The 25,998-nt window shown below is 62.4% G+C and carries 24 protein-coding genes; 18 read left to right on the top strand and 6 right to left on the bottom strand.

The window, feature by feature from the left end; all coding sequences use genetic code 11:
* Positions 1–62 precede the first annotated feature (62 nt).
* Positions 63–716, bottom strand: a complete 654-nt coding sequence (locus tag HOC_RS01940; protein ID WP_035535428.1) for a TetR/AcrR family transcriptional regulator — start codon at positions 714–716, stop codon at positions 63–65.
* Positions 717–887: 171 nt separating this feature from the next.
* On the opposite strand from HOC_RS01940, the gene HOC_RS01935 reads away from it, so the two are divergent.
* From HOC_RS01935 to HOC_RS01870, 14 genes are all read left to right on the top strand, one after another.
* The gene (locus HOC_RS01935; protein ID WP_051624434.1) at positions 888–1,430 is read left to right on the top strand and encodes a cupin domain-containing protein; all 543 of its coding nucleotides are present in this window, start codon (positions 888–890) and stop codon (positions 1,428–1,430) included.
* A 23-nt stretch (positions 1,431–1,453) separates the two neighbouring features.
* A complete protein-coding gene (budC, locus tag HOC_RS01930; protein ID WP_035535746.1) occupies positions 1,454–2,236 on the top strand; it encodes a meso-2,3-butanediol dehydrogenase in 783 nt (260 codons plus the stop codon).
* A gap of 3 nt (positions 2,237–2,239) precedes the next feature.
* Positions 2,240–3,301, top strand: a complete 1,062-nt coding sequence (locus HOC_RS01925; protein WP_035535425.1) for a zinc-binding dehydrogenase — start codon at positions 2,240–2,242, stop codon at positions 3,299–3,301.
* A 50-nt stretch (positions 3,302–3,351) separates the two neighbouring features.
* On the top strand, positions 3,352–3,717 hold the full coding sequence (locus tag HOC_RS01920) for an EthD domain-containing protein (RefSeq protein WP_035535424.1): 366 nt from the start codon (positions 3,352–3,354) through the stop codon (positions 3,715–3,717).
* A gap of 138 nt (positions 3,718–3,855) precedes the next feature.
* Complete coding sequence (locus tag HOC_RS01915; RefSeq protein ID WP_084146085.1) at positions 3,856–6,699, top strand: [protein-PII] uridylyltransferase; 2,844 nt, start codon at positions 3,856–3,858, stop codon at positions 6,697–6,699.
* Between the two features lie 22 nt (positions 6,700–6,721).
* Complete coding sequence (murJ, locus tag HOC_RS01910) at positions 6,722–8,278, top strand: murein biosynthesis integral membrane protein MurJ (RefSeq protein ID WP_035535422.1); 1,557 nt, start codon at positions 6,722–6,724, stop codon at positions 8,276–8,278.
* Positions 8,279–8,302: 24 nt separating this feature from the next.
* Positions 8,303–9,340 (top strand): tryptophan--tRNA ligase, encoded by a 1,038-nt coding sequence (gene trpS / locus HOC_RS01905; protein WP_035535744.1) that lies wholly within the window; start codon positions 8,303–8,305, stop codon positions 9,338–9,340.
* Between the two features lie 87 nt (positions 9,341–9,427).
* Positions 9,428–9,886: a copper chaperone PCu(A)C gene (locus tag HOC_RS20935; RefSeq protein ID WP_051624432.1), complete on the top strand. Its 459-nt coding sequence runs from the start codon at positions 9,428–9,430 to the stop codon at positions 9,884–9,886.
* A 178-nt stretch (positions 9,887–10,064) separates the two neighbouring features.
* Positions 10,065–11,123 (top strand): hypothetical protein, encoded by a 1,059-nt coding sequence (locus tag HOC_RS01895; protein WP_035535419.1) that lies wholly within the window; start codon positions 10,065–10,067, stop codon positions 11,121–11,123.
* Positions 11,124–11,203: 80 nt separating this feature from the next.
* Complete coding sequence (locus HOC_RS01890; RefSeq protein WP_035535416.1) at positions 11,204–11,785, top strand: NifU family protein; 582 nt, start codon at positions 11,204–11,206, stop codon at positions 11,783–11,785.
* 32 nt (positions 11,786–11,817) lie between these two features.
* The gene (locus tag HOC_RS01885) at positions 11,818–12,417 is read left to right on the top strand and encodes a malonic semialdehyde reductase (protein ID WP_035535413.1); all 600 of its coding nucleotides are present in this window, start codon (positions 11,818–11,820) and stop codon (positions 12,415–12,417) included.
* Positions 12,418–12,430: 13 nt separating this feature from the next.
* On the top strand, positions 12,431–13,075 hold the full coding sequence (gene tsaB / locus HOC_RS20930) for a tRNA (adenosine(37)-N6)-threonylcarbamoyltransferase complex dimerization subunit type 1 TsaB (protein WP_051624431.1): 645 nt from the start codon (positions 12,431–12,433) through the stop codon (positions 13,073–13,075).
* The gene (gene rimI, locus HOC_RS01875) at positions 13,072–13,527 is read left to right on the top strand and encodes a ribosomal protein S18-alanine N-acetyltransferase (protein WP_051624430.1); all 456 of its coding nucleotides are present in this window, start codon (positions 13,072–13,074) and stop codon (positions 13,525–13,527) included. The genes tsaB and rimI overlap by 4 nt, the downstream gene beginning before the upstream one ends.
* A gap of 46 nt (positions 13,528–13,573) precedes the next feature.
* Positions 13,574–13,987, top strand: a complete 414-nt coding sequence (locus tag HOC_RS01870) for a Fur family transcriptional regulator (RefSeq protein ID WP_035535411.1) — start codon at positions 13,574–13,576, stop codon at positions 13,985–13,987.
* A 45-nt stretch (positions 13,988–14,032) separates the two neighbouring features.
* On the opposite strand, the gene HOC_RS01865 is transcribed toward HOC_RS01870, so the two are convergent.
* Positions 14,033–15,010, bottom strand: coding sequence for an NAD(P)H-dependent flavin oxidoreductase (locus HOC_RS01865; RefSeq protein WP_035535407.1), 978 nt, complete (start codon positions 15,008–15,010; stop codon positions 14,033–14,035).
* Positions 15,011–15,109: 99 nt separating this feature from the next.
* Positions 15,110–16,531: a DEAD/DEAH box helicase gene (locus HOC_RS01860; protein WP_035535405.1), complete on the bottom strand. Its 1,422-nt coding sequence runs from the start codon at positions 16,529–16,531 to the stop codon at positions 15,110–15,112.
* A gap of 251 nt (positions 16,532–16,782) precedes the next feature.
* On the opposite strand from HOC_RS01860, the gene treA reads away from it, so the two are divergent.
* Both treA and HOC_RS01850 read left to right on the top strand, forming a co-directional pair.
* Entirely contained in the window at positions 16,783–18,414 is a 1,632-nt protein-coding gene (gene treA / locus HOC_RS01855) for an alpha,alpha-trehalase TreA (protein ID WP_051624429.1), read from the top strand.
* A 133-nt stretch (positions 18,415–18,547) separates the two neighbouring features.
* Positions 18,548–20,053, top strand: a complete 1,506-nt coding sequence (locus HOC_RS01850) for a flavin-containing monooxygenase (RefSeq protein ID WP_035535403.1) — start codon at positions 18,548–18,550, stop codon at positions 20,051–20,053.
* A gap of 18 nt (positions 20,054–20,071) precedes the next feature.
* Here the strand turns inward: HOC_RS01850 and HOC_RS01845 are convergent, their stop codons facing one another.
* Together HOC_RS01845 and HOC_RS01840 are read right to left on the bottom strand one after the other, a co-directional pair.
* The gene (locus HOC_RS01845; protein ID WP_206741520.1) at positions 20,072–20,530 is read right to left on the bottom strand and encodes a c-type cytochrome; all 459 of its coding nucleotides are present in this window, start codon (positions 20,528–20,530) and stop codon (positions 20,072–20,074) included.
* Positions 20,531–20,590: 60 nt separating this feature from the next.
* Positions 20,591–21,508, bottom strand: coding sequence for a fatty acid desaturase family protein (locus HOC_RS01840; protein ID WP_035535400.1), 918 nt, complete (start codon positions 21,506–21,508; stop codon positions 20,591–20,593).
* Between the two features lie 69 nt (positions 21,509–21,577).
* On the opposite strand from HOC_RS01840, the gene HOC_RS01835 reads away from it, so the two are divergent.
* Both HOC_RS01835 and HOC_RS01830 read left to right on the top strand, forming a co-directional pair.
* Positions 21,578–22,381 carry a hypothetical protein gene (locus tag HOC_RS01835; protein ID WP_035535398.1) on the top strand — a complete coding sequence of 268 codons (804 nt, stop codon included), beginning with the start codon at positions 21,578–21,580 and terminating at the stop codon, positions 22,379–22,381.
* A gap of 136 nt (positions 22,382–22,517) precedes the next feature.
* Complete coding sequence (locus HOC_RS01830; RefSeq protein ID WP_035535395.1) at positions 22,518–23,261, top strand: alpha/beta fold hydrolase; 744 nt, start codon at positions 22,518–22,520, stop codon at positions 23,259–23,261.
* Between the two features lie 20 nt (positions 23,262–23,281).
* Here the strand turns inward: HOC_RS01830 and HOC_RS01825 are convergent, their stop codons facing one another.
* A complete protein-coding gene (locus HOC_RS01825; protein ID WP_084146083.1) occupies positions 23,282–25,873 on the bottom strand; it encodes a response regulator in 2,592 nt (863 codons plus the stop codon).
* Positions 25,874–25,998 lie beyond the last annotated feature (125 nt).

Genomic DNA, 25,998 nt, shown 5'->3' with positions numbered 1-25,998 from the left:
TGCGGTAAACTATGCTGGTGGAGCGGCGCGCTTGTCAAAGCCTCCGGCGCAATGCCGTGGCGTCAGCAGGCGGGAATGCCCATCGCGTCGCAATGGGCCTGATGCTCGGCGCGGATACGGTCGAGCGCGCGGTGGATGATGTCGCGTGACGGGTCGTACATCAGCTCGATCGTGATGCCGCGCAGGCTGAGGATCAGGATGCGGGCATGGACGATGCAGGCAGTCACGTCCTTTGCGCCGGCAGCAGCAGCGATGTCAGCGATGTCGCGGTCGATCTCGATTTCAATGCGCTGGGCGATGGGCCTGAGTTCGGCGGCGAGGGCGGCATCCCAGCGCGCGGCGAGCAGGATTTCCGTGATGGCCGCCGATTCCGGAATGTTCTGCGTGTCCCAGAAGAGATCGCACATGGCGCGGTATTTGACGGCCGCGTCGCTGATCGATTCGTAGCGCGCCTGCGTGTCGGCCACCATGGCGCGCATGGCGGCATCGGCAGCAGCAGACATGAGCGCAAGGCGTGTGGGAAAAAGGTTCAGCACGGAGCCGCGGCTGACACCTGCAGCGGCCATGACAGTTTCCACCGATGTGGCGGCATAGCCCGTCCGGCTGAGGCAATCGACAGCTGCGGTGATCAGCGCGCGGCGGGTTTCCTCGCCCCGGCGTGTGCGGCGGCGGCGTTCGGGATGGGCCGGTTCAAGCGTCTTTGTCTGCGTGTCCATGACACACCTTAACCGGGTGAGCACAGGGGCCGTCAACCTTGAAGACAATTCATATTGGTCAGTGTTGACTATTATAGCGTTTGGGGTAGCGTTTCGGAAAGACGGCACCCGACCCAAGTCGGGCAAGCCCAACACAAGCGCCGGAAAACGGCCGATACGGAGGAAACAGCTTTGCCCCACACAGCCACCCAGGAACAGTCCGACACCGTGAACCGCGGCGGATTCCAGATATTCCGCACGGCCGATGCACCGTCACTCGACGAGACGGCGCACATGGATGTGGCCGACATGACACCTGAACTGGAAGCCGGCATTGGCGTGGCGCTGGAAGCGGGCTTTGCCGAGGGCAATGTGGTCAAGACGCTGTTCTCGCAACCGGGCTTCAGCCTGACCTATGCCTGGTTCAAGAGCGGCTTCCCGCTTCCTCTGCACACGCATGATGTGGATTGCCTCTATTATGTTGTCGCCGGGAGCCTGCAGCTCGGCACGGAAACGCTGAACGCGGGCGACGGCTTTTTCGTCGGCGCGAACAAGGCTTATCGTTACACGCCCGGCCCGCAAGGCGCCGAAGTTCTGGAGTTTCGCGGACAGGAAAATTTCGACATCAGGTTTCTCGCGAAAACCGTGCCTGCCTGGCAAAAGATTGCCGGCGCCGTGGCCGACCGCTGCCCCGATTGGGCCAACGAGTCTCCTCCCAGCGCCGCCAAGGCCTGAGCGGGGCAGCGGGACAAATGACCATGAAAAGATTCGAGAACAAGGTTGCCGTCATCACTGGCGCAGCCTCCGGCATTGGCGCAGCAACGGCCCGCCTGATGGCACGCGAGGGCGCGCATGTCGTGCTGGCAGATATTGGCGACGAGGGCGGACGCTCGCTGGCGCGCGACCTGGGGCCGACAGCGCTGGCAGTGAAATGCGATGTGTCGAAACAGGCCGATGTGGACGCGCTGATCCGCGCGGCAGTAGAGAGCCATGGCCGGATCGACATCCTTTTCAACAATGCAGGCATTGGCAGCTATGGCACCAGCGTGGAGATGGATGCCGCGACATGGGAGAACGTGATCGCGGTAGACCTGCACTCGGTGTTCTATGCGTGTCACGCGGCCATCCCGCATATGCCGCAGGGTAGCGCCATCGTGAACACGGCGTCGATCTCGGGCCTTGGCGGGGATTATCGCTTTGCCGCCTATAATGCGGCCAAGGGCGCTGTGGTGAACTATACGCGGGCACTGGCCGTGGACCATGCGCGGGATGGCATTCGCGTGAACGCGCTCTGTCCCGGCCTCGTCGACACACCGATCACGGCGGGCGTTCACCAGATACCGGGCCTGAAGGAAGACTGGACCCAGCGCATTCCGATGCAGCGCGCCGCGGAGCCGGAAGAGATGGCGAATGTGGTTGCCTTCCTCGCCTCGGATGCGGCGTCTTATGTGACCGGCTCGATCATCGTGGCGGATGGCGGGGCAACGGCGCATACGGGCCAGCCCGAGATCGCCCGCTTTGCCGAACTGCCGGTGGGCTAAGCCATGCGCGCAGCAACCCTCCAGGGGCACCATTTTGCCATTCGCGAATTGGCCGATCCCACACCTGCGAAAGGCCAGCTGCTCGTGCGGCCACTTTTTACAGGTATCTGCGGCAGCGACCTGAGCCTGCGCAAGCAGATGGCGGCCGCCGCCGATGCAACGCCGCCCGAAGCACAGGGCCAGTTGCCAGTGATCATTCCCGGCCATGAATTCTCGGCCGAACTGGTCGGCATGGCGCCCGGGACGGACACCGCGCTGAAGATTGGCCAGATCGTTACCGCCCTGCCCTTCACGCATGGCCATGACGCACCGCAGGCCATCGGCCTGTCGCCGGACCATGGCGGCGGGCTGGCCACGCTGAGCTGCGTGGATGCGGTGCGGGCCTTTGCCATTCCCGGCGATGTGCCGGCGGACCTTGGCGCGCTGACAGAGCCGGTCTCGGTGGGCCTGCACGCGGCCAATTTAGCGAGCCGCAATGCGGGGCCGAATATGGTGATTGGCTGTGGACCTGTGGGCCTGTCAGTGATCCTCGCGCTGCGCCTGCAGGGGCGCGGGCCGATCCTCGCCGCAGACTTCTCGCCGGAGCGGCGGGCCGTGGCGGCTTCGCTCGGCGCCGATATCGTGCTGGACCCGGCCGTGGATTCGCCCTTCAGTCGCTGGACCGATTTTGCCTTTACACCGCATCCTATGTCGCCTCTGCTGGAGCGCGAGTTCAGCGGTCTGCCGCCGGGCATCAATGTGTTCGAATGCACCGGCGCGCCCGGCGTGATCGACCAGATCGTCAAGGCAGCCCCGGCGCATAGCCATATCATCGTGGTGGGTGTCTGCCCGCATGTGGAGAAGCTGACGCCGCTGGAAGCCATCGTGCGGGAGTTGACGCTGGAATTCAGCTTTGCGTACCGACCGGAGGAGTTTGCGGCAGCGCTGGAGATGATCCGCGCGCATCCGGATGAGGCGGCGCGCCTGATTACCAGCCGCCAGCCGCTGGAGCGAACGGAAGCGGCCTTTGACAGCCTCGCGAAGAATCCGAGCGAGATTAAGATCCTGATCGATCCGCAGGCTTGAGACGAAAGGTTCTGATCGACAGCCCTGAACGCCACGACTAGGTTCCTCCCATGATCAAGCTGACCTTCTGCCTTCGCCGCCTGCCGCATCTCAGCCGCGAGCAATTCCAGACCTATTGGCGCGAGAGCCACGCGCCGCTTGTGGCGAAGCATGCGAAGACACTGGGCGTGGTGCGCTATGTCCAGCTGCACACGGGGCATGACGCGCTGAACACCGGCATTGCAGGCTCACGCGGCGCACCGGAGGAATATGACGGTGTGGCTGAGCTGTGGTTCGAGAGCGAAGACGCCATGGCCGCCAATACGAGCGAGGCCGCAGCGGCCGCCGGGCGCGAATTGCTGGACGACGAGAAGAAGTTCATCGACCTCGCCAACTCGCCACTCTGGTTCGGCGACGAGCATGTGATCGTGGGCTGAAACGTAGCCCGCGCTGAGTTACCATATTTGAAACCCGTTTGGATTAGAGCCATGTCTGGCAGGGGCGTGCACGACCCTGATCGCGGAAATGTGGCCATGGTCGGCAGCGCCGGAGCTGCTATAGGATAGCGCATGAGTATGACGTCGAACCCTGCAAGCACCGGCCCCAGCCTTGTCGATACCCGTAATTCGCCACTGCGCCGGCCAGGCCGCTGGCGGATTTCGAACATCATTGACGGGCGCGCCCTGCGCATCAAGCTGACGTCCGCCGCCCAGCAGCACCAGGGCGATCCGCAAGCGGCGCGCAAGATCGTGATCGACCATTTGCACGCCGCCCTTTTCCGGGGCCGCCTGATCGCGCAGGAGCGCCTGCAACAGGGCGCCGACGGGCTGGACACGGCTCGCCTGCTCTGCGCCGTACAGGATGAAGTCATCAGCGCGCTTTATGATTACACGACGACGCATGTGATCCGCGCGCGCAACCCCACAGAGGCCGAGCGTATCGCGGTCGTCGCCACAGGTGGCTATGGACGCGGCGTGATGGCGCCCTCCTCCGACACGGATCTCCTGTTCCTGCGCGCCTACAAGGTGAGCCCGCATACCGAGAGCGTGATCGAGTACATGCTCTATGCGATGTGGGACATGGGCCTGAAAGTGGGTCATGCCTTCCGCACGCCGCAGGATTGCGTGAAGCTGGCCGCCGAGGACGTGACGATCAAGACCTCGATGCTGGACGCGCGGTTCATCTGCGGCGACCAGACGCTGGCGACGGACATGTTCGAGCTGTTCCAGCGCGAAGCGGTAAGAGGCAAGGACGCGCAGTTCATTGCCGACAAGCTGGCCGAGCGCGATGCGCGCCATGCCCGCCACGGCGACGCGCGCTATGTGGTCGAGCCGAACCTCAAGGAGGGTAAGGGCGGCCTGCGCGACCTGCAGACGCTCTACTGGATTACCAAGCACATGTATGGCGGGCGCACGCTGGAAGACGTGATGCAGAATGGCCCCTTCACGCCGCATGAGTACAATATCTTCATCCGCGCCGCGAAATTCCTCTGGACCGTGCGCTGCCATCTTCACTTCGTGACAGGACGCCCGGAAGAACGGCTCGGCTTTGACCTGCAGCCGGAGATCGCCTCGCGCATGGGCTATCGCGACCGGGGCGAGCAGCAGGGCGTCGAGCGTTTCATGAAGCGCTATTTCCTGATCGCCAAGGATGTCGGCAGCCTGACGCGTATCCTTGCGGCGAAACTGGAAGCCGACCACAAGAAGAAGCCCGAGGGCCTGCGCCGCTTCCTGCCGATCCGCGCGCCGCAGGCGCTGAAGGAAAACGGTTTCATTATCGACAATGGCCGTATCAATACGGTGGACGAAGACGTGATGGCGTCAGATCCGCTGAACATGCTGCGGCTGTTCACGATTGCCCGGCGCGAAGGCAAGGACATCCACCCCGATGCCCTTACGGCGCTGACCCGCAACCTGCGCGCCATGAATGACAGCGTGCGTGAGATGCCGGAAGCGCGCCAGTTGGTGCTGGAATCCATCATGGGCGGCGATCGCCCGGGTCAGGTGCTGCGCTGGATGAACGAGTCCGGCCTTCTGGGCCGCGTGATGCCGGAATTTGGCGGCATCGTCGCGCAGACCCAGTTCAACATGTACCATCACTATACGGTGGACGAGCACACGATCCGCGCGGTGGAATATATCTCCGACATGGAGCACGGGCGCGGCGAGACGATCAAGCTGGTCAGCGAGCTGTTCCCGCTGCTGGAGAACCGTCGGGCGCTCTACATGGCGATGCTGTTGCACGATACCGGCAAGGGCAAGGGCGACCAGCAGATCGAGGGCATGAAGACATCGCTGCGCGCCTGCCAGCGCCTTGGCCTGCCGGAGGCGGAGAGCGAACTTGTGGCCTGGCTGGTAGGGCATCACCTCGAAATGAGCGAGACGGCGCAGAAGCGTGATATTTCCGATCCGCGAACTGTGGCGAAATTCGCTGACCTTGTGGGTTCGCTGGAGCGGCTGCGCCTGCTCTACATTCTTACCGTTGCCGACATCAAAGCCGTCGGCCCGGCTGTGTGGAATGCGTGGAAGGGCCAGTTGCTGGCTGACCTTTACAATAATACCGCTGCTGCCCTGCGCGGCGGTCGCACCGATGAGGCCGGTGTGCTGGCCGAACTGGAAGCGCGCGCCGAGCGTCGCCGCGAAGCCCTGATCGACCGGGTTGGCAAAGTGCCGGCGCTGATGCTGGAAATGGAAACGGCCTACTGGACGGGCTTTGATCTCGATGACCTCGCCTGGCAGGCTCGCGTGCTGAATGACGAACAGGAAGTGGTGGCGCACCGCTATCTCGCCGATGGCGGCGCGGTGGCGATGATTGTGTCGGGCGCTGACCGGACGGGCCTCTTCGCAGACCTCGCCGGAACGCTCGCGCGGCTCGGCGCCAACGTCGTCTCGGCGCAGGTGTTCACCAGCAACCGGGGCCGTATCGTCGACATCTTCATGCTGCAGGACGCAAGCAAGGGCGCCTTTGCCGCCGGAGATGCGCCGCGCATGGAACGGCTGGAAAAAGCCATGCGGGACGCCCTTGCCGACAACGCGATCAAGGGCGAGGTTAATGCACGGGCCGGACGACGCGAGGCGGCCTTCCTGGTTCAGCCTTCAGTTCAGATCCGCGACGACCTGTCTGCCGACTATACGGTGATCGACATTGCCGGGCGCAACCGGCCGGGCCTCTTGCATGAAGTGGCCGACGTTCTGGCCGACATGAAACTGTCGATCCACTCGGCGCATGTGGGCTCTTACGGCGAGCGCGTGTTCGACGCGTTCTATGTACAGAATGCCCGCGGCCAGAAAATGGGCACGAAAGCCCGCAAAGACACACTCAAGGAACGTCTTCTCGCCGTATTGGGGCGCGAAGAACCGGATGCACCGCAAACCCCGGCCCGGAAACTGAAACGCTCCCGCGCCGTGGACAGCTTCTGAGAATTCACCCAAGGGAAATTGCATGAGCGTCGCGCGCAACACTCTCGTGCAATCATCCCTGACGCTGGCCAGCCGCGTGCTGGGCATGGTGCGCGATATCCTGCTGGTGGCCACGATCGGCGCCGGGCCTGTCGGTGATGCCTGGGCGACGGCGCAGCAATTCCCGAACCTCTTCCGCCGCATCTTTGCCGAGGGGGCTTTTGCGTCCGCTTTCGTGCCGACCTATGCGCGCACACTCGAGGCCGAGGGACCGGAAGCGGCCCGCGCGGTGGCGCAGGAGGCGATGCGCGTTCTGTTTGCGGCGACGGCAGCGCTGACAATACTGGCCCAGATTTTCATGCCCTGGGTGCTGCTGCTGATCCACGGCGGACAGGCCGACGACCCGGAACACTATAATCTGGCCGTGCTGCTGACGCGCGTAACGATGCCCTACCTGACCTTCATGGCGCTGGCGGCGCTCTTGTCAGGCGTGCTGAACTCGTCTGAGCGGTTCATTCTCTCGGCGGGCGTGCCGACACTTCTGAACCTCTGCCTGATCCCCGCTGCGCTGATAAGCGACGACCCGGTAACCACGGCCAAGGCCGCCTCGATTGCGTATTTCATCGCGGGCGTCCTGCAGGCCGGGGCGCTCTGGTGGGGCGTAAGCCGCCAGAAAGTGCATCTCAGCCTGCTCGGCCTGCCGCGCCTGACACCGGCGGTGAAGAAGGTGATGATGCTCGCCCTGCCCGGCACGTTTGCGGCCAGCGGCACGCAGATCAACATCATTGTCAGTCAGTCGCTCGCGAGTTTCGAAGTAGGCGCCAAAAGCTGGCTCTATGCGGCGGACCGATTGTACCAGCTGCCGCTGGGCCTTGTCGGCGTGGCAGTGGGCGTTGCGATCCTGCCGCGCCTGTCGCGGGCGGCGCGCGCGCTGGATGATGATTCCAGCCGGGCGACGATGGATGAGGGCATCGGCCTTGCCATGGCGCTGACCCTGCCGGCGGCGGCATCCCTGCTGATTGCGCCGGTCTTCCTGATTGATGCCTTCTTTGCACGGGGCGAGTTTACCACGTTCGATGCGCTGCAATCGGGCAATGCCCTCTTCCATTTCGCGTGGGGCGTTCCGGCCTTCGTGCTGATCAAGGTATTGGCACCGGCCTTCTTTGCACGCGAGGACACGAAGACGCCGATGCGCTATGCGCTTGCCTCGGTGTTCATCAATACGGTGCTGGGCGCGGGTCTGTTCTTCTGGATGAAGGCCAACGGCCAGCAGGGCTTTGTCGGCCTCGCGATTGCGACCAGTGTGGCCGCCTGGGTGAATGTTGTCCTCCTGTGGACCACGCTTGTCCGGCGTGACTGGTACAGGCCCGGGCCGAAACTGGCTTCCGGCGTGATCCGGGCGCTGCTTGCTACGGCGGCCATGTCTGCGGTCGTCCTCTATCTGCTGCACATCCTGCCGACGGTGGAAGCCTATCTCTATGGCAGCAAGGCGCTTTCGGCCGGTGCGATCGTGCTGGCAGGCGGCGTGACCTATGCCGTGGCGGCCCTGATAACGGGCGCTGTGCGGATCAGCGACATCCGACGCACTATGCGACGCTGATCAAACGCGCTATTGGCCCTGCGCATGACTGATACGACCCCTGCCTATACCGGCCCCGAGCGCGTTTTCTCCGGCATCCAGCCAACGGGAAACCTGCACCTTGGCAACTATCTCGGCGCACTGAAAAAGTTCGTCGACCTTCAGGAAGCAGGCCACGACTGCATCTTTTCGGTCGTGAACATGCATGCGATCACCCTGCCTGTGGCCCGTGAGGCGCTGCTGGACCAGACGCGCCAGATTGCAGCAGCCTTCCTTGCGTGCGGCATCGACCCCGACAAATCGATCGTCTTCGCGCAATCAGCCGTGCCTGCGCATGCGGAACTGGCCTGGGTGTTCAACTGTGTTGCCCGGATGGGCTGGGTCGAACGGATGACGCAATTCAAGGACAAGGCCGGCAAGGATTCCGAGCGGGCCTCTGTGGGCCTGTTCACCTATCCCGTGCTGCAGGCTGCGGACATCCTCGCCTACAAGGCCACGCATGTGCCCGTCGGCGAAGACCAGAAGCAGCACCTTGAACTCAGCCGTGACATCGCTGACCGTTTCAACCGCGAATATGACGCGCCGGGCTTCTTCCCGCTGCCCGAGCCCATGATCAAGGGCCCTGGCGCCCGAATCATGAGCCTGAAGGACGGCACGAAGAAGATGTCGAAGTCCGACCCGTCGGACCTGTCGCGCATCAACCTGGTGGATACGTCCGACGAGATCTCGAAGAAGATCAAGAAGGCCAAGACCGACCTTGAAGGCGACATGCCGAGCGAGGTCGACGGTCTGAAGGGGCGTCCGGAAGTCGAAAACCTTGTCGGCATCTACAGCGCGCTGTCGGGCGAAAGCGTCGAGGCCGTGCTGCGCCAGTTCGGCGGACAAGGCTTTGGCACGTTCAAGCCAGCGCTGGCGGATGTGACCGTGGCCCACCTCGCGCCCATCACTGCGCGCTATCGCGAAATTCTTGCCGATACGGCGAGCATCGACCACGCGCTGGCCAAGGGCGCCGAAAAGGCCCGCGCGATTGCTGCGCCTATCATGGACGAAGTGCGGGACATTATCGGTTTCTGGCGCGGCTGATACGCCCCTGCGGCGGCATGCACCCTTTCCCCTCCCGGACTTCAGGCTTAGCGTGAGCGCAGAATTATTCCCCCGGAAGGATACCCCATGAAACGCCTCTTACCTGCCGTTGCACTGATTGGCCTTGGCCTGGTGGCTGCCTGCTCGAATCCTGTTCCTGAAGGCGAAAGCGCCCTCGACATTTCCGGTGCCTATATCGTGATGCCGGCCGGTGGCCAGGGCATTGCCAGCGGTGGTCTGGTGGTGAAGGTGCGCGGCACCGACGAGATGCTGACCGGTGTGACCACGGACGCGGCAGACAGTGTCGAGCTGCACACGATGGCGATGGACAATGGCGTAATGCGGATGCGCCAGGTGGAATCGTTTCCCGTGACCGAGAAAGCGCCCCTGGTGCTGGAGCGCGGTGGCAACCACCTCATGCTGTTCGGCTTTGACAAAAGCCTCGCCGTGGGCGATTCGGCCGATCTCGTCCTGACCTTCAGCGATGGTCAGGGCAAAGAACAAATGATGGTGACAAAAGCCGAAATCATTGGCCAGGCAGACTAACTGCCATTTTTTTGAGCACGCGCCGGACAAAAAAACCAAAGCACGCCAAGGGTTTTGGCAACTGACTTGCAATGAAGATTGCGGGTTGCCTAGATTTAACTGTTAAGGGACTGTTAATAGGCTTGAATTGCCCGCATAGTGTCGTGGGGGCAACAGTTTCAGCGTGTGGATGTAGAGTATGGCATTTGATAGTCGCCTGCCAGCGGCCTACCAGGAGGAAGGGCCCGTCGTGACCCGGATTGGTACCGATCATCTCGTGACTTTCGACTATGCCGAACCCAGTCCGATCATGTTGTTCTTCCAGCGCTGGTGGCGCCGCTCCATCCTGATGCTGAAGGTCGGCACGGTTGTTGGCGCCGTGCTCGCGTATCCGGTCATGACCGTGATGTCGCACAAGATTGACGACAGCGACGTCGTGCTCTCCTCGAACCAGGCCTGGGCCTCGCCGGAAGCCGGCGTTGCCATCAACAAGATTGCCCGCGAGCTGGAAGGTACCGGCTGGGCCGGCGACCGTGCCAGCTGGCACCCGCAAGCCCGCCTCACCGCGATGCCCGCCTGGCAGAAAGCGACCGCCGACGCCCTAGCCGAGCATGCCCGCCTTCTGGCCGTGATGAGCCCGGTCAATGGTGAGCCCGACGCCGATCTTACGGCAGCTGCGCGCCTGCTCCACGGCATGCCGGGCGATGACATGCGCCCGCGCCTGACGTCAGCTGCAGAGGCGCTCAACCGTTTTGACACACGCTCTGCCCGCGGCCTGGCGACCCAGCCCGACCGAATGGAGCTGTTAAAGGCTGAATCCCGCCTGTTCGCGGGCTGGGCCGAAACCGACCTCGCCGACCTTTCCGCCCAGATCAATGCTGAAACGGTCGAATGGCCCGCCAGCCGTCAGGACATCATTGCCTTCTATGGCGCCAAGGCCCGTGCCCATGTCGCCCGCGAGATGTTGCTGGCCTCTGAACGTGCCGATCCGCGCTTCAGCCGCATGCCAGACGTGCAGGCTACCATGACCAAGGCCAAGGAGGCCTGGGGCCATGCAGCGCATATGAAACCGCTGATCGTGTCGAACCAGCCCGGCGACGGCATGCTGATGGCCAATCATCTGGCCAGCATGGGATTCTACCTGTCCGAAGCCAAGGCTGCGACCCTGGAACTGGCAGATGCGATCGACGCCCTGCCCGCAGAAGACGTCGAATCTGTCGCGCAGCTGGACCCTGCCCTTGGCGTTGCGGCGCCCTGAAGGCGGCTTTGCCCTTGAACACATAGCATCTTCGGGCCATCTGACCCCTTAGATAGCCATGTGAGAGGGGCCTGACGCCCATGTTCATCCAGACCGAACCGACCCCGAACCCGGATACCGTGAAATTCCTGCCCGGATTGCCCGTTGCGGGCGATCTCGGCCCGTTCGACTTCCCTGATATCGGCAGCGCCCGTATGAGCCTGCTGGCGCGCGCGCTGTTCCAGGTAGACGGTGTGGACCGTGTGTTCCTCGGCAGCGATTTCGTGTCGATCAACAAGGACCCGGCGCGCGACTGGAAACATGTGAAGCCGATGGTGCTGGCCGCCATCATGGACCATTTCATGGCTGGCCTGCCAGTTGTCGAAGATGGCGCCGTCGCCGCGAGCAACGAAAGCGGCGATGACACAGTCTATGAAGGAGATGCAGCCGAAATCGTCGAAGAGATCAAGGAACTGATCGAGACGCGCGTGCGCCCGGCCGTTGCCCAGGATGGCGGCGATATCATCTTCCATCGCTTCGAACCGGATACAGGCATTGTGCACCTGTCGATGCGGGGCGCCTGTGCGGGTTGCCCCTCCTCGACAATGACCCTGAAGCAGGGCATCGAAAATATGCTCAAGACCTATGTGCCAGAAGTCACGGCCGTCGAAGCCGTCCTTTAGGACACTTACAAAAGATAGAAGGACATCCCGCCATGGCTCACCCGGTCAACGACCACGCCCTTGACGTCATCTTCCGCGATGCGCGCAGCCAGAACGGCTTTCTCGACAAATCGGTGCCCGAAGTACTGGTTCGCGCCGTTTATGACCTCGCGAAGATGGGCCCGACGAGCGCGAATTGCTGCCCGGCCCGCTTCGTCTGGATCACCAGCGACGAGGCCAAAGCGCGCCTGAAGCCCCATATGGGCGGCAACAATACCGACAAGACAATGGGCGCGCCCTATGTCTGCATCATCGCCTACGACCTGAAATTCCAGGAAAAAATTCCGAAACTGTTCCCGCACGCGCCGGAAGCGAAAGACTGGTTCAATTCCAATCGCGATGAGACCGCCTTTCGCAATGGCACGCTACAGGGCGCCTATCTGATGATCGCGGCCCGCGCGCTCGGCCTTGATTGCGGTCCAATGTCCGGCTTTGACGCTGATGGCGTGAACAAGGAATTCTTCGAGAGCCAGGATGGCGAGATGCAGCATTGGCGCGCCAATTTCATCTGCAATATCGGGCATGGGGACAAATCCAAGCTGTTCGACCGCAGCCCGCGTCTCGACTTTGAAGAAGCCTGCCGGGTTCTCTGATCCCGCACAAAAAATGCTGGTTCTCGCTCTCAATACCGCCTCTGCCGCTCTCGAAGCGGCACTGGTGCGCGACGGTGATAATCTCGCCGACGCGCGCGAGGACATGGCGCGTGGCCAGGACAAGCAACTGCCGGGCTTCGTGGAGCGCCTGCTGGCGGACGCCGGTGTCACTCTGCAGCAAGTTGACCGTATCGCGGTCGTGACCGGGCCGGGCAGCTTCACAGGCATCCGTATAGGTGTCGCCTATGCGCGCGGCCTTGCGCTAGTAACAGGCGCGCCCTGCATTGGCGTGACCAGCCTCGAAGCGGCCATTCCCGCCGGCATGGAGGGCAACACGCTCGGCGCGCTGCAGGCTCAGAAACGCCCGCCGGACCAGACCTGGTGGGTGCAGGGCCTCGAGGGCGATGAAGGCATTTCAGCGCCTGTGGAAGTCGGTCTCGACGCGCTGAAAGCCATGCTGGAAGGCTTCAAGGTGCCCATCTTCATGGATGGCGCCGAGGCGCTTGGTTCACTGGCAGAAGCGCTCGACATACGCCCGATGCGGCCCTCGGCGATTACGGCCGCGCTCAAGGCGCAAAGCTTTGAAGCAAGCAACCACTCCCCTGCCCCCGTTTATGCCCGCGAGCCCGACGCAACCCTGCCCGGACAAAAACCATGACGCAGCCCGTCATTGTCCTCCGGCCCGACGATGCCGGACGCGTAGCGATGCTGCATGCGACCGGTTTTGCCGATCCGTGGAGCCCGGCAGCCTTTCGCGACCTCCTGTCTGAGAGTACGACGTTCGGCCTTGGCGCAGAGCGATCGGGTACACTTGCCGGTTTCATTCTGGTCCAGACCGTGGTCGGCGAAGCGGACATCCTGACGATTGCTACCGCACCTGATTTCAAGCGAATGGGCATCGCAGCACACTTGCTGAAAAGCATGATCACCCGACTGGGCGAACGCGGCATTTCCCGCATCATGCTGGACGTGGCGGAGGACAACCTTCCTGCACGGAGCCTCTATGACGGGCTCGGCTTCAGTGAGGATGGCCGCCGCCCCGGTTATTACACGACCGGACGGGATATCCCGGTCGCCGCCGTGCTTATGTCGCGGTCGCTCGCGTTATGAGCGCTACCATCTGGACTTCCCGCGCCACTGGGGGCAGATAAGTGAAATGGACAGACTAGAAAAACTCTGCGCTGAAAAAGGCCTCCGCATGACGGAGCCGCGGCGCGTGATCGCGCGCATCCTGTCGATGTCGGACGACCACCCCGATGCCGAAGAGCTGCATCGCCGCGCCAATACGATGGACTCATCGATTTCACTGGCAACCGTCTACCGGACCGTGAAACTGTTCGAGGATGCCGGCATCATCGAACGCCATGACTTCCGTGACGGTCGCGCCCGCTACGAGGAAGTGCCCGACGAGCACCATGACCACCTGATCGACATCAAGACCGGCGGCGTCGTCGAATTTCATTCGGAAGAGATCGAAGCCCTGCAGGTCGAGATCGCGCGCAAGCTCGGCTACAAGCTGGTCGATCACCGGCTGGAACTTTACGGGATACCGCTCAAGGACGGCGAGTAGCCCGGCCGCCTCCCCCGTCGGGGAGAGGCAGCCAAGCGATAAAGCCTAGTTTTTCAGGAAGCCGCCGAGGCGCTTGTTGATGATCTCTTCGGCCTCGGCCATGATCCGGTCGATCAGTTCCTTACAGGTCGGGATATCGTGGATGAGGCCGGCGACCATACCGCAGCTCCATGCGCCGGCATCCATTTCGCCATCCATCATGATGCGCGGATAGACGCCTGCCACTTCTTCGGCAATGTCCTTGAACTCCAGCTTCGAGCCGAGTTCCTTTTCCTTCTTGAGAAGACGTTCGACGGCCACATTGGTCAGAACGCGCTCGGTATTGCGCAGCGGCCGCATGACGAGGCGCGTGTCGAGTTCGCTGGCCGCGACGATCGCGTCCTTCACGTTCTGGTGCACGGGGGCTTCTTTCGTCGCGATGAAGCGCGTGCCCATGTTCATACCTTCAGCGCCCATGGCGAGCGAGGCCACAAGGCTGCGTCCGTCAGCCTGACCGCCCGAGGCGACGAACGGGATATCCAACTCGTCAGCCGCGCGTGGCAGAAGGATCATGTTCGGGATGTCGTCTTCGCCGGGGTGGCCACCGCACTCGAAACCGTCGACGCTGACCGCGTCACAGCCGATCGACTGGGCTTTCAGCGCGTGGCGCACGGCGGTACATTTGTGGATGACCTTGATGCCGTGTTCCTTGAGGATCGGCAGGACCTGAACGGGGTTGTTCCCGGCGGTCTCGACGGCCTTCACGCCGCCATCGATGATGGCTTTGACATAGCCCGGATAGTCTGGTGCGTTGACGACCGGCAGGAAGGTGAGGTTCACGCCGATTGGCTTGTCGGTCATGTCGCGGCAGCGGGCGATCTCGTTGGCGAGATCGGCCGGGGTACGCTGTGTGAGCGCCGTGATGATGCCAAGACCGCCAGCATTTGATACAGCGGCAGCCATTTCAGCAAATCCGACAAAGTGCATGCCGCCCTGGATGATCGGGTGCTCGATGCCGAACATTTCGGTGATACGGGTTTTCATGGGTCGCCTCCAAATACGATTTTGCGCCATCCTTGAACAAGGACGGCGCAAGTCGCAAGGCTTACGATGGGTAAAGGGCGGCAGCCCCTCACCTCTTCCCTAGCTGGACGCGGGCGACCAGGAACCACGGCTCCGGGCCGCTGCGGGTGTTGCGCCACCGCCATTGCCGGAACGCTGACCACCGGGCTTGCCACCCTGCTTGCGGCCACCATTGCCACCGCCGGAGTTCGGCTTGCCGCCTTGGCCGTGGGCGCGTGGCTTGCCGCCACCACCACCACCACTGCGGGCATGGCCACGGCCACCGCCGCCACCGCCGCCTGGACGGCTACGGCCGCCATTGCGTTGCTGCTTGTGCGGGCCCTCTTCTTCCGGAAGGGACAGGTCGAGCGCCGTGCCGGCTGGCGGATCAAGGCGCGGGATCGACTTGCCGGTCAGCTTTTCGATATCGCGCAGGTAGGCGCGCTCGTCATTGCCGACGAGCGAGATGGCGATACCGGTCTTGCCGGCGCGCGCCGTACGGCCGATGCGGTGGACATAGGATTCCGAAATGTTCGGCATGTCGAAATTGATGACATGGCTGACGCCGTCAACATCAATGCCGCGGGCGGCAATATCGGTTGCGACCAGGATCGGCGCCTTGCCGCTCTTGAAAGCGTCGAGCGCGCGGATGCGCTGGTTCTGGCTCTTGTTGCCATGGATCGCTTCAGCATAAAGGCCGTCATTGGCGAGGTTTTTCACGACCTTGTCGGCGCCATGCTTGGTGCGGGTGAAGACGATGGCGCGGTCCATGTCGTCAGCCGAGAGCAGCTCCGACAGGAAGGCCGGCTTGGCCTGACCCTTGATCATGTAGACGGCCTGTTCGATGCGCTCGACGGGCTTCGATTCCGGCGTCACGGCGATTTCGACAGGGTCGCGGAGGAAATCGTCAGCAAGGGCGCGTATCGGCTTTGGCATCGTCGCCGAGAAGAGCAGCGTCTGGCGCTTCATTGGCACGGCAGCCATGACCTTACGGATGGCCGGCATGAAGCCGAGGTCCATCATCTGGTCGGCTTCGTCGAGCACAACAGCGGTCGTGTCAGCGAGGCTGATGGCTTTCGTGTCCATATGGTCGAGCAGGCGGCCGGGCGTGGCGATCAGGAAATCGACGCCGCGCGACATGGCCTTGATCTGTGCGCCGGGCTTCACGCCGCCGACAACAACAGCAACGCTCGGGCGCATGTGGCTGCCATAGGCACGCACGCTGTCAGCAATCTGGGCGGCCAATTCGCGGGTTGGCGCCAGGATGAGGACGCGGGCCGTGCGAGGCGCAGGGCGCGAAGGCTTGGTGGCCAGCAGGCTCAGCAGCGGCAGCACGAAAGCAGCGGTCTTGCCGGTGCCGGTCTGGGCGATGCCGACAACATCCTGGCCCTTGAGCAGAACGGGAATGGCTTGCGCCTGAATTGGGGTCGGCATGGTGTAGCCCTCAGCTGTAATGGCTTTGAGGACGGGCTCGGCGAGGCCGAGTTCGGTAAATTGGGTCAAAATGACTCTTTCATGTTCGTGCGCACAAAACAGGGCACAATGCCCCGGCGCGCGGATGGCTCTAATTGTAAAGGAAGCCTTTGGTGATCGGCATCCCGGTTCGTTGCGCACTCGACGCGAAACCGGATAGGCTTACGATCAATGCGAGAGCAGCGGCACGCCTTTAAGGGGCGCTGTCCCTGCTGAAGCAGCCTATTGCACGCTTTGCTGCGCCGCACAAACGAATTTGTGAGTGAAAGGGTTAACGCGGAATGAGACATGACTGGATACGACGCTCCGCGTTTGCGCTGGCCCTGCTGGGCGTTGCCTGCAATGTGACACCGCCAAAGGCAGCCGAGACCGCCTCTGACACGGCGCCACCTTCCGTCCTGTTCGGCGATCTCTATATTGATGCGGCCAAGGCCCGTATCCATCCGGACACGAAGACACTGGCCGATGCCGTACCCCTGCGCGCGCCAGCCGAGATCGTGGCGGACTATGACAGGCAGAAGCCCATGTCAGAGACGGCGCTGCGCAATTTCTTCGATGCCAATTTCCGCGTGGACCCGCCCGTAGAGACCGTGGCGCCGCCTGAAGGCCTGTCGCTGCGGGACCATATCACCGCGCTCTGGCCCCTGCTGACACGCACGACGACCGAAGCCGAGCCCGGCAGCTCGCGCCTGCCTCTGCCGGAGCCTTATGTCGTGCCGGGCGGCCGCTTCACCGAGATCTATTACTGGGATTCCTATTTCACGATGCTGGGCCTTGGGGCTGAACAGGCGAGCCTTCGCCGCAGCATGGTCGATGATTTCGCCTACATGATCCGCACCTATGGCCATGTGCCGAATGGCAGCCGCACCTATTACCTCAGCCGCTCGCAGCCACCTTTCTTCTATCTCATGGTCTCGTTGCTCTCGCCCGACGATCCGGCAAAGGCTTGGGCCGAGTACCTGCCCGAGCTGAAGGCCGAGCATGCTTTCTGGATGGCGGGCGAGATGGATGCGGCACCGGGTTTGCCATCGCTGCGCGTGGTGAAGCTGGCTGATGGCAGCGTGCTGAACCGCTATTATGACGGACGCGATGTGCCGCGTGATGAATCCTATGGCGAGGATCTTGCCGTTGCGGTGGGGACGGACCGCCCTGCCCCTGAAGTTTACCGGGACCTCCGCGCAGCCGCGGAGAGCGGATGGGATTTCTCTTCGCGTTGGCTCGTAGACGGCAAATCCCTCACGACGATCCATACGACCGATGTGGTGCCACCAGACCTGAACGGTCTGCTCTACGGCCTTGAAAAGGCGATCGCCGCAGGCTGCGTCGTGGCGGATGATCCGGCCTGTGCCATTTCCTATGCGGACAGGGCCGACAAGCGCCGCGCCGCGATCAATGCCCTGCTCTGGAATGCGGACACAGGCCTCTATGACGACCTCGACTGGAAGACGGGCAAACTGCTTGGCCATGTCACAGCCGCCGGGCTCTACCCCCTCTTCACGGGCGCTGCGGAAGAGGCAAAGGCAGCTGAGGTCGCATCGGCTACCCGTGCGCATCTTCTGGAGCAGGGAGGCATCGTCACCTCCACGATCAATACCGGCCAGCAATGGGATGCGCCGAATGGCTGGGCGCCATTGCAATGGGTGTCGGTGACCGGCCTATGCCGCTACGGCGACAGTGCGCTTGCCGGCGAAATTGCCAAGCGCTGGGTCTCCACCGTCTCGCGCGTCTATGACGATACGGGGCGCCTGTTGGAGAAATACAATGTCATGGACGCCGTGCCGGGCGGCGGCGGCGAATATGCCCTGCAGGACGGGTTCGGCTGGACCAATGGCGTCACAATCGCCCTGATGGATGCGATGACGGAGCAAGGCAATGGCGCCGCCTTCACCTGCCCAGCCATGACCGGCCCCTGACGCAGCGGCACTGCGGCGTCTTCGCCCTTAAGGGATTTTCCGGAGTGTACAGGCGCGCCCGTTTGCGCTTCCATGGCAGGAAGATGGCGGACCTCACGCAAGGCACCGCACCACAGGGACGGAAACGAAGACAATGGCAGACACACAGACACTCGAAAACCGCTCAAGCAGCACAGACACCGAGCATTTCGATGTCCTGATCGCGGGCGCCGGCATTTCCGGGATCGGCGCGGCCTATCACCTGAAGACGCAGACGCCGGGCAAGAGCTTCGTCATCCTCGAAGCGCAGGAAAGCTTTGGCGGCACATGGCTGACGCATAAATATCCCGGCATCCGTTCTGACAGCGACCTTTATACGTTCGGCTATCGCTTCAAGCCCTGGACCGGTCAGCCCATCGCCGCAGCAGACAAGATCCTGACCTATATGCGCGAGGTCATCGACGAGAACGATATCACGCCGCACATCCGTTACAGCCACAAGATCCTGTCAGCGAGCTGGTCGTCGCAGGACAAGAAATGGACCGTGGAAACCAAGCGGTCCGACACAGGCGAGATCGTGCGTGTAACCGCCAGTTTCCTCTGGATGTGTCAGGGCTATTACGACCATTCCAAGGGCTTCACACCGGAATGGGAGGGCATGGACGATTTCAAAGGCCAGATCATTCACCCGCAGACCTGGCCGGAAGACCTCGACTACAAGAACAAGCGCGTCATCGTAATCGGGTCCGGCGCCACGGCCGCGACGGTCGTGCCCGCCATCGCTGGCGACTGCAAGCATGTCACACTGCTGCAACGCTCGCCGACCTATTTCATTCCCGGCCGCAATGAGAACGAACTGGCCGACGAGCTGCGCAAGCTGCAGATCGACGAGACATGGATTCACGAGATCGTGCGCCGCAAGGTACTCTTCGATCAGAATGAGTTCACACGCCGCGCGACCGAGGAATCCGATGTGGTGAAGGAAGAGCTGCTCGCCGGTGTGCGCGAATTCCTCGGGCCGGACTTTGACGTGGAAAAGCATTTCACGCCCGCTTACCGGCCATGGCAGCAGCGCATCGCCTTCGTACCGGACGGCGACCTCTTCCAGGGTATCGCCAGCGGCAAGGCCAGCATCGTGACAGACCATATCGAGCGGTTCACGGAAAAAGGCATCCTGCTGAAATCCGGCGAGGAGCTGGAAGCCGACATCATCGTCACCGCGACAGGCTTCAACCTTTCCGTCCTCGGCGGCATTCCGTTCACGGTCGACAACAAGCCGGTCGATTTTGCCGAGACAGTCACCTATCGCGGCATGATGTTCACCGGCGTGCCGAACATGGCCTGGGTGTTTGGCTATTTCCGTGCCAGCTGGACCCTTCGCGTGGACCTCATGGGCGACTTCATCGCGCGCCTTTTGAAGCATATGGACGAAAAGCATGTCCACCAGGTCGAGGTGGCCCTGCCGCCGGAAGATGAGGACATGGAGCGCCAGCCCTGGATCGACGCCAGCAATTTCAATCCGAACTACCTGATGCGGTCGATGCACCTCATGCCGAAACGCGGCACGAAGCCCCAGTGGCAACACAATCAGGACTATTGGTCGGAGAAGGACGACTTCCCGAAGATCGACCTGGAAGCCCCGGAATTCATCTACTCCTGAGGAAGGCGCGCCGCCGGCCTAGAGGTCGTGTGGCGCCTGAATGCTCTGGATATAGGTTAGCAGCGAGTCGATATGCTCCGGCTCGAACTCAAAGATCGGCATGTCCGGATGGCCCACCATGATGCCTTCGGCCAGAGGCTCAGCGAGGTCCTCGATCGGATAATGTTTCGACAAGTCGCGGAACGGGATGGCGTCGGCATGCGGGCTGTCGCCTTCGGTGCCCACGGCATGGCAGGTCGCGCAGACCGTTTCGGCAATCTCGCGTCCCTGCCCCAGCTTCTCCTCTGGCGTATTGGCAAAAGATGGGTCTGGGCGCTCGACTGGCTCGGGAACTGGGAGAGATGGCTCAATCGGCTCGACGGCCTCGCGCTCTGGTGCGGGCGTGGGTGTGGGTTCTGGCGCAGGCGCCTTGTTGCAGGCAGCAAGCAGGCAGGCCGCAGCCAATGCCGGCGCGAGAAATGTGTTTCTGCGAATCATGATGGGGTCTCCTGCATTCTCAGCAGACCCTAGCCCGACCAGCCCGCAAGGGACAGGGCGTCAGGCCGCGACAGCCCCTTTCGCCTCATCGTGGCGCACCGCACGGCGCAGCACATCGAGATAGCCATGCGAGATACACTCATGGTCGCGGTAATAGCCGCGTGACGAGAGCAGCTTGTGCAGACGTGGCAAGTTGTAGCCCGGCACGGCGGCAAAATGGTGATGCTCAAGGTGGTAGTTCACTTGGTTCGGCGCAATCAGCAGCCGCTCCCACCATGAGGCGAGGGTCGTGCTCGTATTGTCCCGCGGATCAAGGCTGTCACGGTTAAGCGCCACGCCATGCTCGCCGATCTGGCGCACGCGGGTTAGCACGGGATAGACGAAAATTTCCGCCGCCCACCACATCAGGTAGGCCCATGGCGCGCCAACAGCCGTCAGCACGGCCAGCAGACCGATATGGAAGGCAAGCCAAGGATAATGCTTCTTCAGCTTGAAGCCCTTCAGCTTCATCACCGTGTCGCGAAAGCCGGTGCGGCCCGTCACATCGCGCATCAGTTTGCGTTTCAGGCTGTCTTTCGACACGGGGTAATTCTTCACGAAAATCTTGTCCGGGTCCTGGTCGGTGCCGGCATATTTGTGATGCTTAAGATGATAGGTGCGATAGGCATAGACCGAGATATTCATCGGCGCGCCGCACAGCCAGTGGCCGATAAAGTCATTGCCTTTCTTGCTGCTGACAAAGGCATGATGGGCACAGTCATGGTTAAGGATGCCGAGGCCAAGCTGGCGCCCGCCGAGGAAGAGGATCGCCGCAAGAATTGTCAGCGGATTGGTCCAGATGATCGGCACGGCAAAGGCCGCCACGATCAGCGCCCAGTTGAACACGAGCGAAGCGATGGCCTTCACATCCGAAGGTGTTGACAGCTCGCGCAATTCTTCCTTCGTCAGGGCCTCTGACAGGCGTACAGCTTCGGTCATGTTGGGGTCTCTTCCCTTCGACTTCTTTATCTTTTTGTCTTTGTAACACAAATATGCACAATACGTCAAATGTCGTTACGTTTTAAACCTACTAAAACTGAAGACGTCTCCGCGCGTACGCTGGTCCTGTCGCTGATGAGCGTGCCGGGGCGGCGTCCGCAGACTCTGGCCTATCTCTCCCGCGCGGGCGGCCTGTTCGGCATGGAGCCGACCGCGATTCGCATGGCGGTGACGCGGCTTGTGAAGGAAGGCCTGCTGGAAAGCGTCGACCGGGGCGTCTATGCGACCGGGCCGAAAGCCGCCGCCTTCACGGCCGAGATCAGCAGCTGGCGCAATGCGCCCGATCGCACCCGGCCATGGGGTGGCGGGTGGATTGGCGTCCTGACAAACCATCTTGGCCGCACAGACCGGAAAGACCTGCGGGCCCGCATGCGCGCGCTTCGTCTTTATGGGTTTGCGCAGGCGGAAGCCGGCCTCTGGGTGCGGCCCGACAATCTGCGCCTGTCCCTCGATAAGTTGCGCGAGGCGCTGACCGGCATCGGCTTGCAGGAAGACGCCCTCCTCCTGACGATCAGCGACACAGCCCTGCCCGCAGGCGTGGACTGGCAGGGCCTCTGGTCCACCGACGACCTGAAAGCGACCTATGAAGGGGCCATCGCCGCCATGCAGGGCAGCCGCAAGGCCGCCGCCAAACTACCCGCCGATGACGCCGCCCGCGAGACGCTGTTGATCGGCCAGTCCGTCATCCGCACGATCAACCTCGACCCGCTCCTGCCGGAAGATATTGGCGACGCCGCCCTCTTTCGCGAGATGGTGTCGGAAATGGATGCCTACGATGCCTTCGGCCGCACCTTTTGGGACCAACTGGCCTAGTTTTGCGAAATGGTGCTTGCCGAAACGACATCCGGCGCCTGCACACGCCACCAGAGCGCGAAATCCTTGCGCCCGGCTGCGGGTTGTGGCTCACTCTTGAGAGGAACAGATAACCGGGCTCGGGGGAGCAAGACACATGATCCTGTTCGTGCATGGCGTGCCTGACACGCCCTTTCTCTGGCAGCCCCTGATCAAGGCGCTCGCCCTCAAACCCGACCAGTGGATCGCGCCGGCCCTTCCAGGCTTTGGCTGCCCCGTGCCGGATGGCTTCAAGTGCACAAAGGATGCCTATGCCGACTGGCTGATCGGGCAGATGGAAGCCGTCGGCGAGCCGGTCAATATTGTCGGCCATGACTGGGGCGCGCTTCTCACATTGCGCGCCTGCTCGCTGCGGCCAGACCTGGTCGAAAGCTGGTGCGTCACCAATGCCGTGATCGACAGCCATTATTCCGGCCACCGCATGGCGCGCCTGTGGGCAACGCCCCTGCTCGGGGAACTGGTGATGATGGGCATGCGCGACACAGAAAAGCTTGAAGCCGCGCTGGTCGATGGTGGCCTACCCGCGCCTATCGCTGCCCATGAAGCACCGCTGGTCGACAAGACCATGCGCCAATCGATTTTGAAGCTCTATCGTTCAGCCCGTGGCCTGCGCTTTTCCGGGCAGTGGGAAGAGGATCTCGCCAACCTGCCCTCAAAGGGCCAGCTTTACTGGGGCGAGAACGATCCGTTCGTGAATCTCTCCGTCGCGCAACGCTTTGCCCAAAACTGGAGCGTACCGCTACATGTCGAACCCGATGCGAGCCACTGGGCCTGCGCTGAGCACCCTGGCAGCTTTGCCCTCGTGCTCAAGGAATTCTGGGCGACGAAACGGATGATGTGACGCCCGAGAGCCGCTCAGGATCAGGCAGCTTCGGCTTTCGGATTACCCAGTTCCATCTTCACGCGCTCGGCCAACTGGCGGGACGTGAACGGCTTGGCCAGGAACGAGACCGCACGGTCATCGTCCAGCTGCTTGGCAAGGTCGCGCTCGGCATAGCCGGAGATGAAAATCACGCGGGCATGGCCGAGCAATTCCTTCGCTTCACGGATCAGCGTCGGGCCGTCCATGCCTGGCATGACAACGTCGGAGATAACGAGATCAAAGGCGCCCGGATTGTCTTCCAGCACTTCCATCGCCTCTTCACCATCGCAGGCTTCCGAGACTTCATAGCCGCGCTTGCGCAGCTGTGTCGCAGTGATGGCACGCACGCCGTCTTCGTCCTCGATCAGCAGGATGCGGCCGCGACCGGAAATGTCGACCGGACGGTGGGCCTGCTTCTCGGCCTGGGTCATCTCGACCGGGGCCGGGATGTCTTCGGCCTTAAGCGCAGGCAGGTAAATCTGGAACGTGGTACCCTTACCGACTGTGGACAGCGGGCAGATATAGCCGCCCGACTGTTTGATGATGCCGTAGACCGTGGCGAGGCCAAGGCCCGTGCCGACGCCAGCTTCCTTCGTCGTGAAGAAGGGCTGGAAAATCTTGTCCATCACTTCGCGCGGCATGCCGTGGCCGGTGTCCTCCATCTCGATCAACATGTAGTCGCCATCTTCGACATAGCCAAAACCTTTAGCTTGCGCATCCTTGCCTGTGGCGCGGGCGGTACGGATCGTCAGCTTGCCACCATTATTATGGCTGATCATGGCGTCGCGCGCATTCGTGGCGAGGTTGATGATCGCGGTTTCGAGCTGGTTCTTGTCGGCCTTGATGTGCGGCACGTCGCGGCCATGCTTCACGTCGATCTCGACACGCTCGTCGAGAATCTGGCGCAGCAGGATGGAGAATTCCGACAGGAAATCCGTGACGTTGAAAATCTCGCGCTTGAAGGTCTGCTGGCGCGCATAGGCGAGCAGCATGCGGACAAGGTCTTTCGCACGGATCGAGAATTCGTGGATGGATTTCAGGTTATTATAGGACGGGTCACCCACCGGGTGGGTCGTCATCAGGTCCTCATTGTTGAGGATGATGCCCTGCAGCACATTGTTGAAATCATGCGCCACGCCGCCAGCGAGCTGGCCGATGGCCTGCATCTTTTCACCATGTGCGAGGCGCAGTTCCAGTTCGCGCTGTTCGGTAATGTCGATCACGTAGGCAACCGACGGACGGCCATTATTGTCGAGCGTAACGAATACGTTGACGTGGCGCGGCTCACGGCCGGCCAGCTTCAAGCCGACCGGCTTGTCGATGGCATCAATCAGCAAGCCATTGAGCGATTCCTGGCCGTCCTCAGCAACGAAGAGATTCGAGAAGCGGCCACCGGGTGTCGCTTCGCCGCCCGTCATTTCCATCAGCGCGCGGTTGGCATCGAGGATGATGGCCCCGTCCACACCGTCGCCCTGCAGGCGGACGGCACCAAAGGGTGCATCGTCGAACATCGGGTCGCCATCGAGGCGCGGCGGGCGCGAGGAGGAGGCGAAATTCAGGCGCTCTTCCTGTCCGTTCAGCACCTGCTGGTTGGCAAGGATGATCGTGCGGCCAGCCGCTTCAGAGCCACGGCCTGCCCAGGTCGTGATCGCCTGCACCGGCACTTCGACGCCGTCACGGGCGCGCAACTGAATATCGGCGCGGCCCGGCGCACCGGACTTGCGGTCGCGTGCCAGCATTTTCACGAATTCGGGACGCATGATGTCGTCGATGCGAATGTTCTTGGCCGATTCCGGCAGGCCCAGCATTTCACGCAGCCAGCTGTTGGCATAGGTGATCGTGCCATCGGGGCGCGCAGCGAAGAAGCCCATGGGCGCATCTTCGACGTAAAGGGATTTCAGGTCCGATGCGCCGGTCGCTTCCTGCTGACCGGCGATGCGGCGGATGCGCCAGAGCACGCGCTGGCGTGGCAGCGGCGAAACACCGATCTCGAACTGGGCGGGAACCTGCTCTGCACCAATTGTGATCGGCGGCAGGACTTCGCGGCGGGCCTGACCGGCCTTGGCGGCCTTGGAGAGGCGGTAGACCGGAGCCGCAAGGCCCGGATTGGCGCCGAACAGGCGGTCGACGGTCACGGCCCCGCCATCGGGCTGACCGACCATCAGTGCGAGCTGGCTGAGCTCGGTATAGGATTCATTGGCTGCCACAGGCGCGCCGCCCTGATCAGTGATCAGAACGGACTCGTCGAGCGCCTCGATCCAGCCGAAACGGGGAATATTGGTCTGAACGGTACGCGCGGCTGAGCCACGTTCCGGAAAGAGGCCGAGGAAACGCCCTGCCCCGCGAACGCTCCACAGGAGGAAGACAAGACCGCCGGATGCCATCGAGATCAGCAGGATCGGACCAGGCGCACCCGACGCCTTCGGCCATGCCAGCGCAACACTGGCCGCCGCGATCGAAATCAGCAGGCAGCCCCAGAACAGGAGCTGCATGATGTCGAAGCGTCCACCCATAGCGGCGAAACCTTCGCCGCCGATGGTTTCGCCATCATCGCCAGAATTGGTCGCCTGCGTCAGTTCCAGGGAATCCATCGTGTTACGTCTCCTGCACCGACAGCATAAAATCACATGCCGGATCACTCTACACTGATTCCACGGCGAGGGGCCGACTCAGCCGAAGCGGAATCCTAGTCCACATAGTTTGACACTGCAAAGGT

It is taken from the genome of Hyphomonas oceanitis SCH89 (assembly GCF_000685295.1).
In the GTDB taxonomy this organism is placed as follows: Bacteria; Pseudomonadota; Alphaproteobacteria; order Caulobacterales; family Hyphomonadaceae; genus Hyphomonas; species Hyphomonas oceanitis.
Note: the sequence above shows the minus strand (reverse complement) of the source record. Positions and strands in the feature narration are given on the sequence as shown.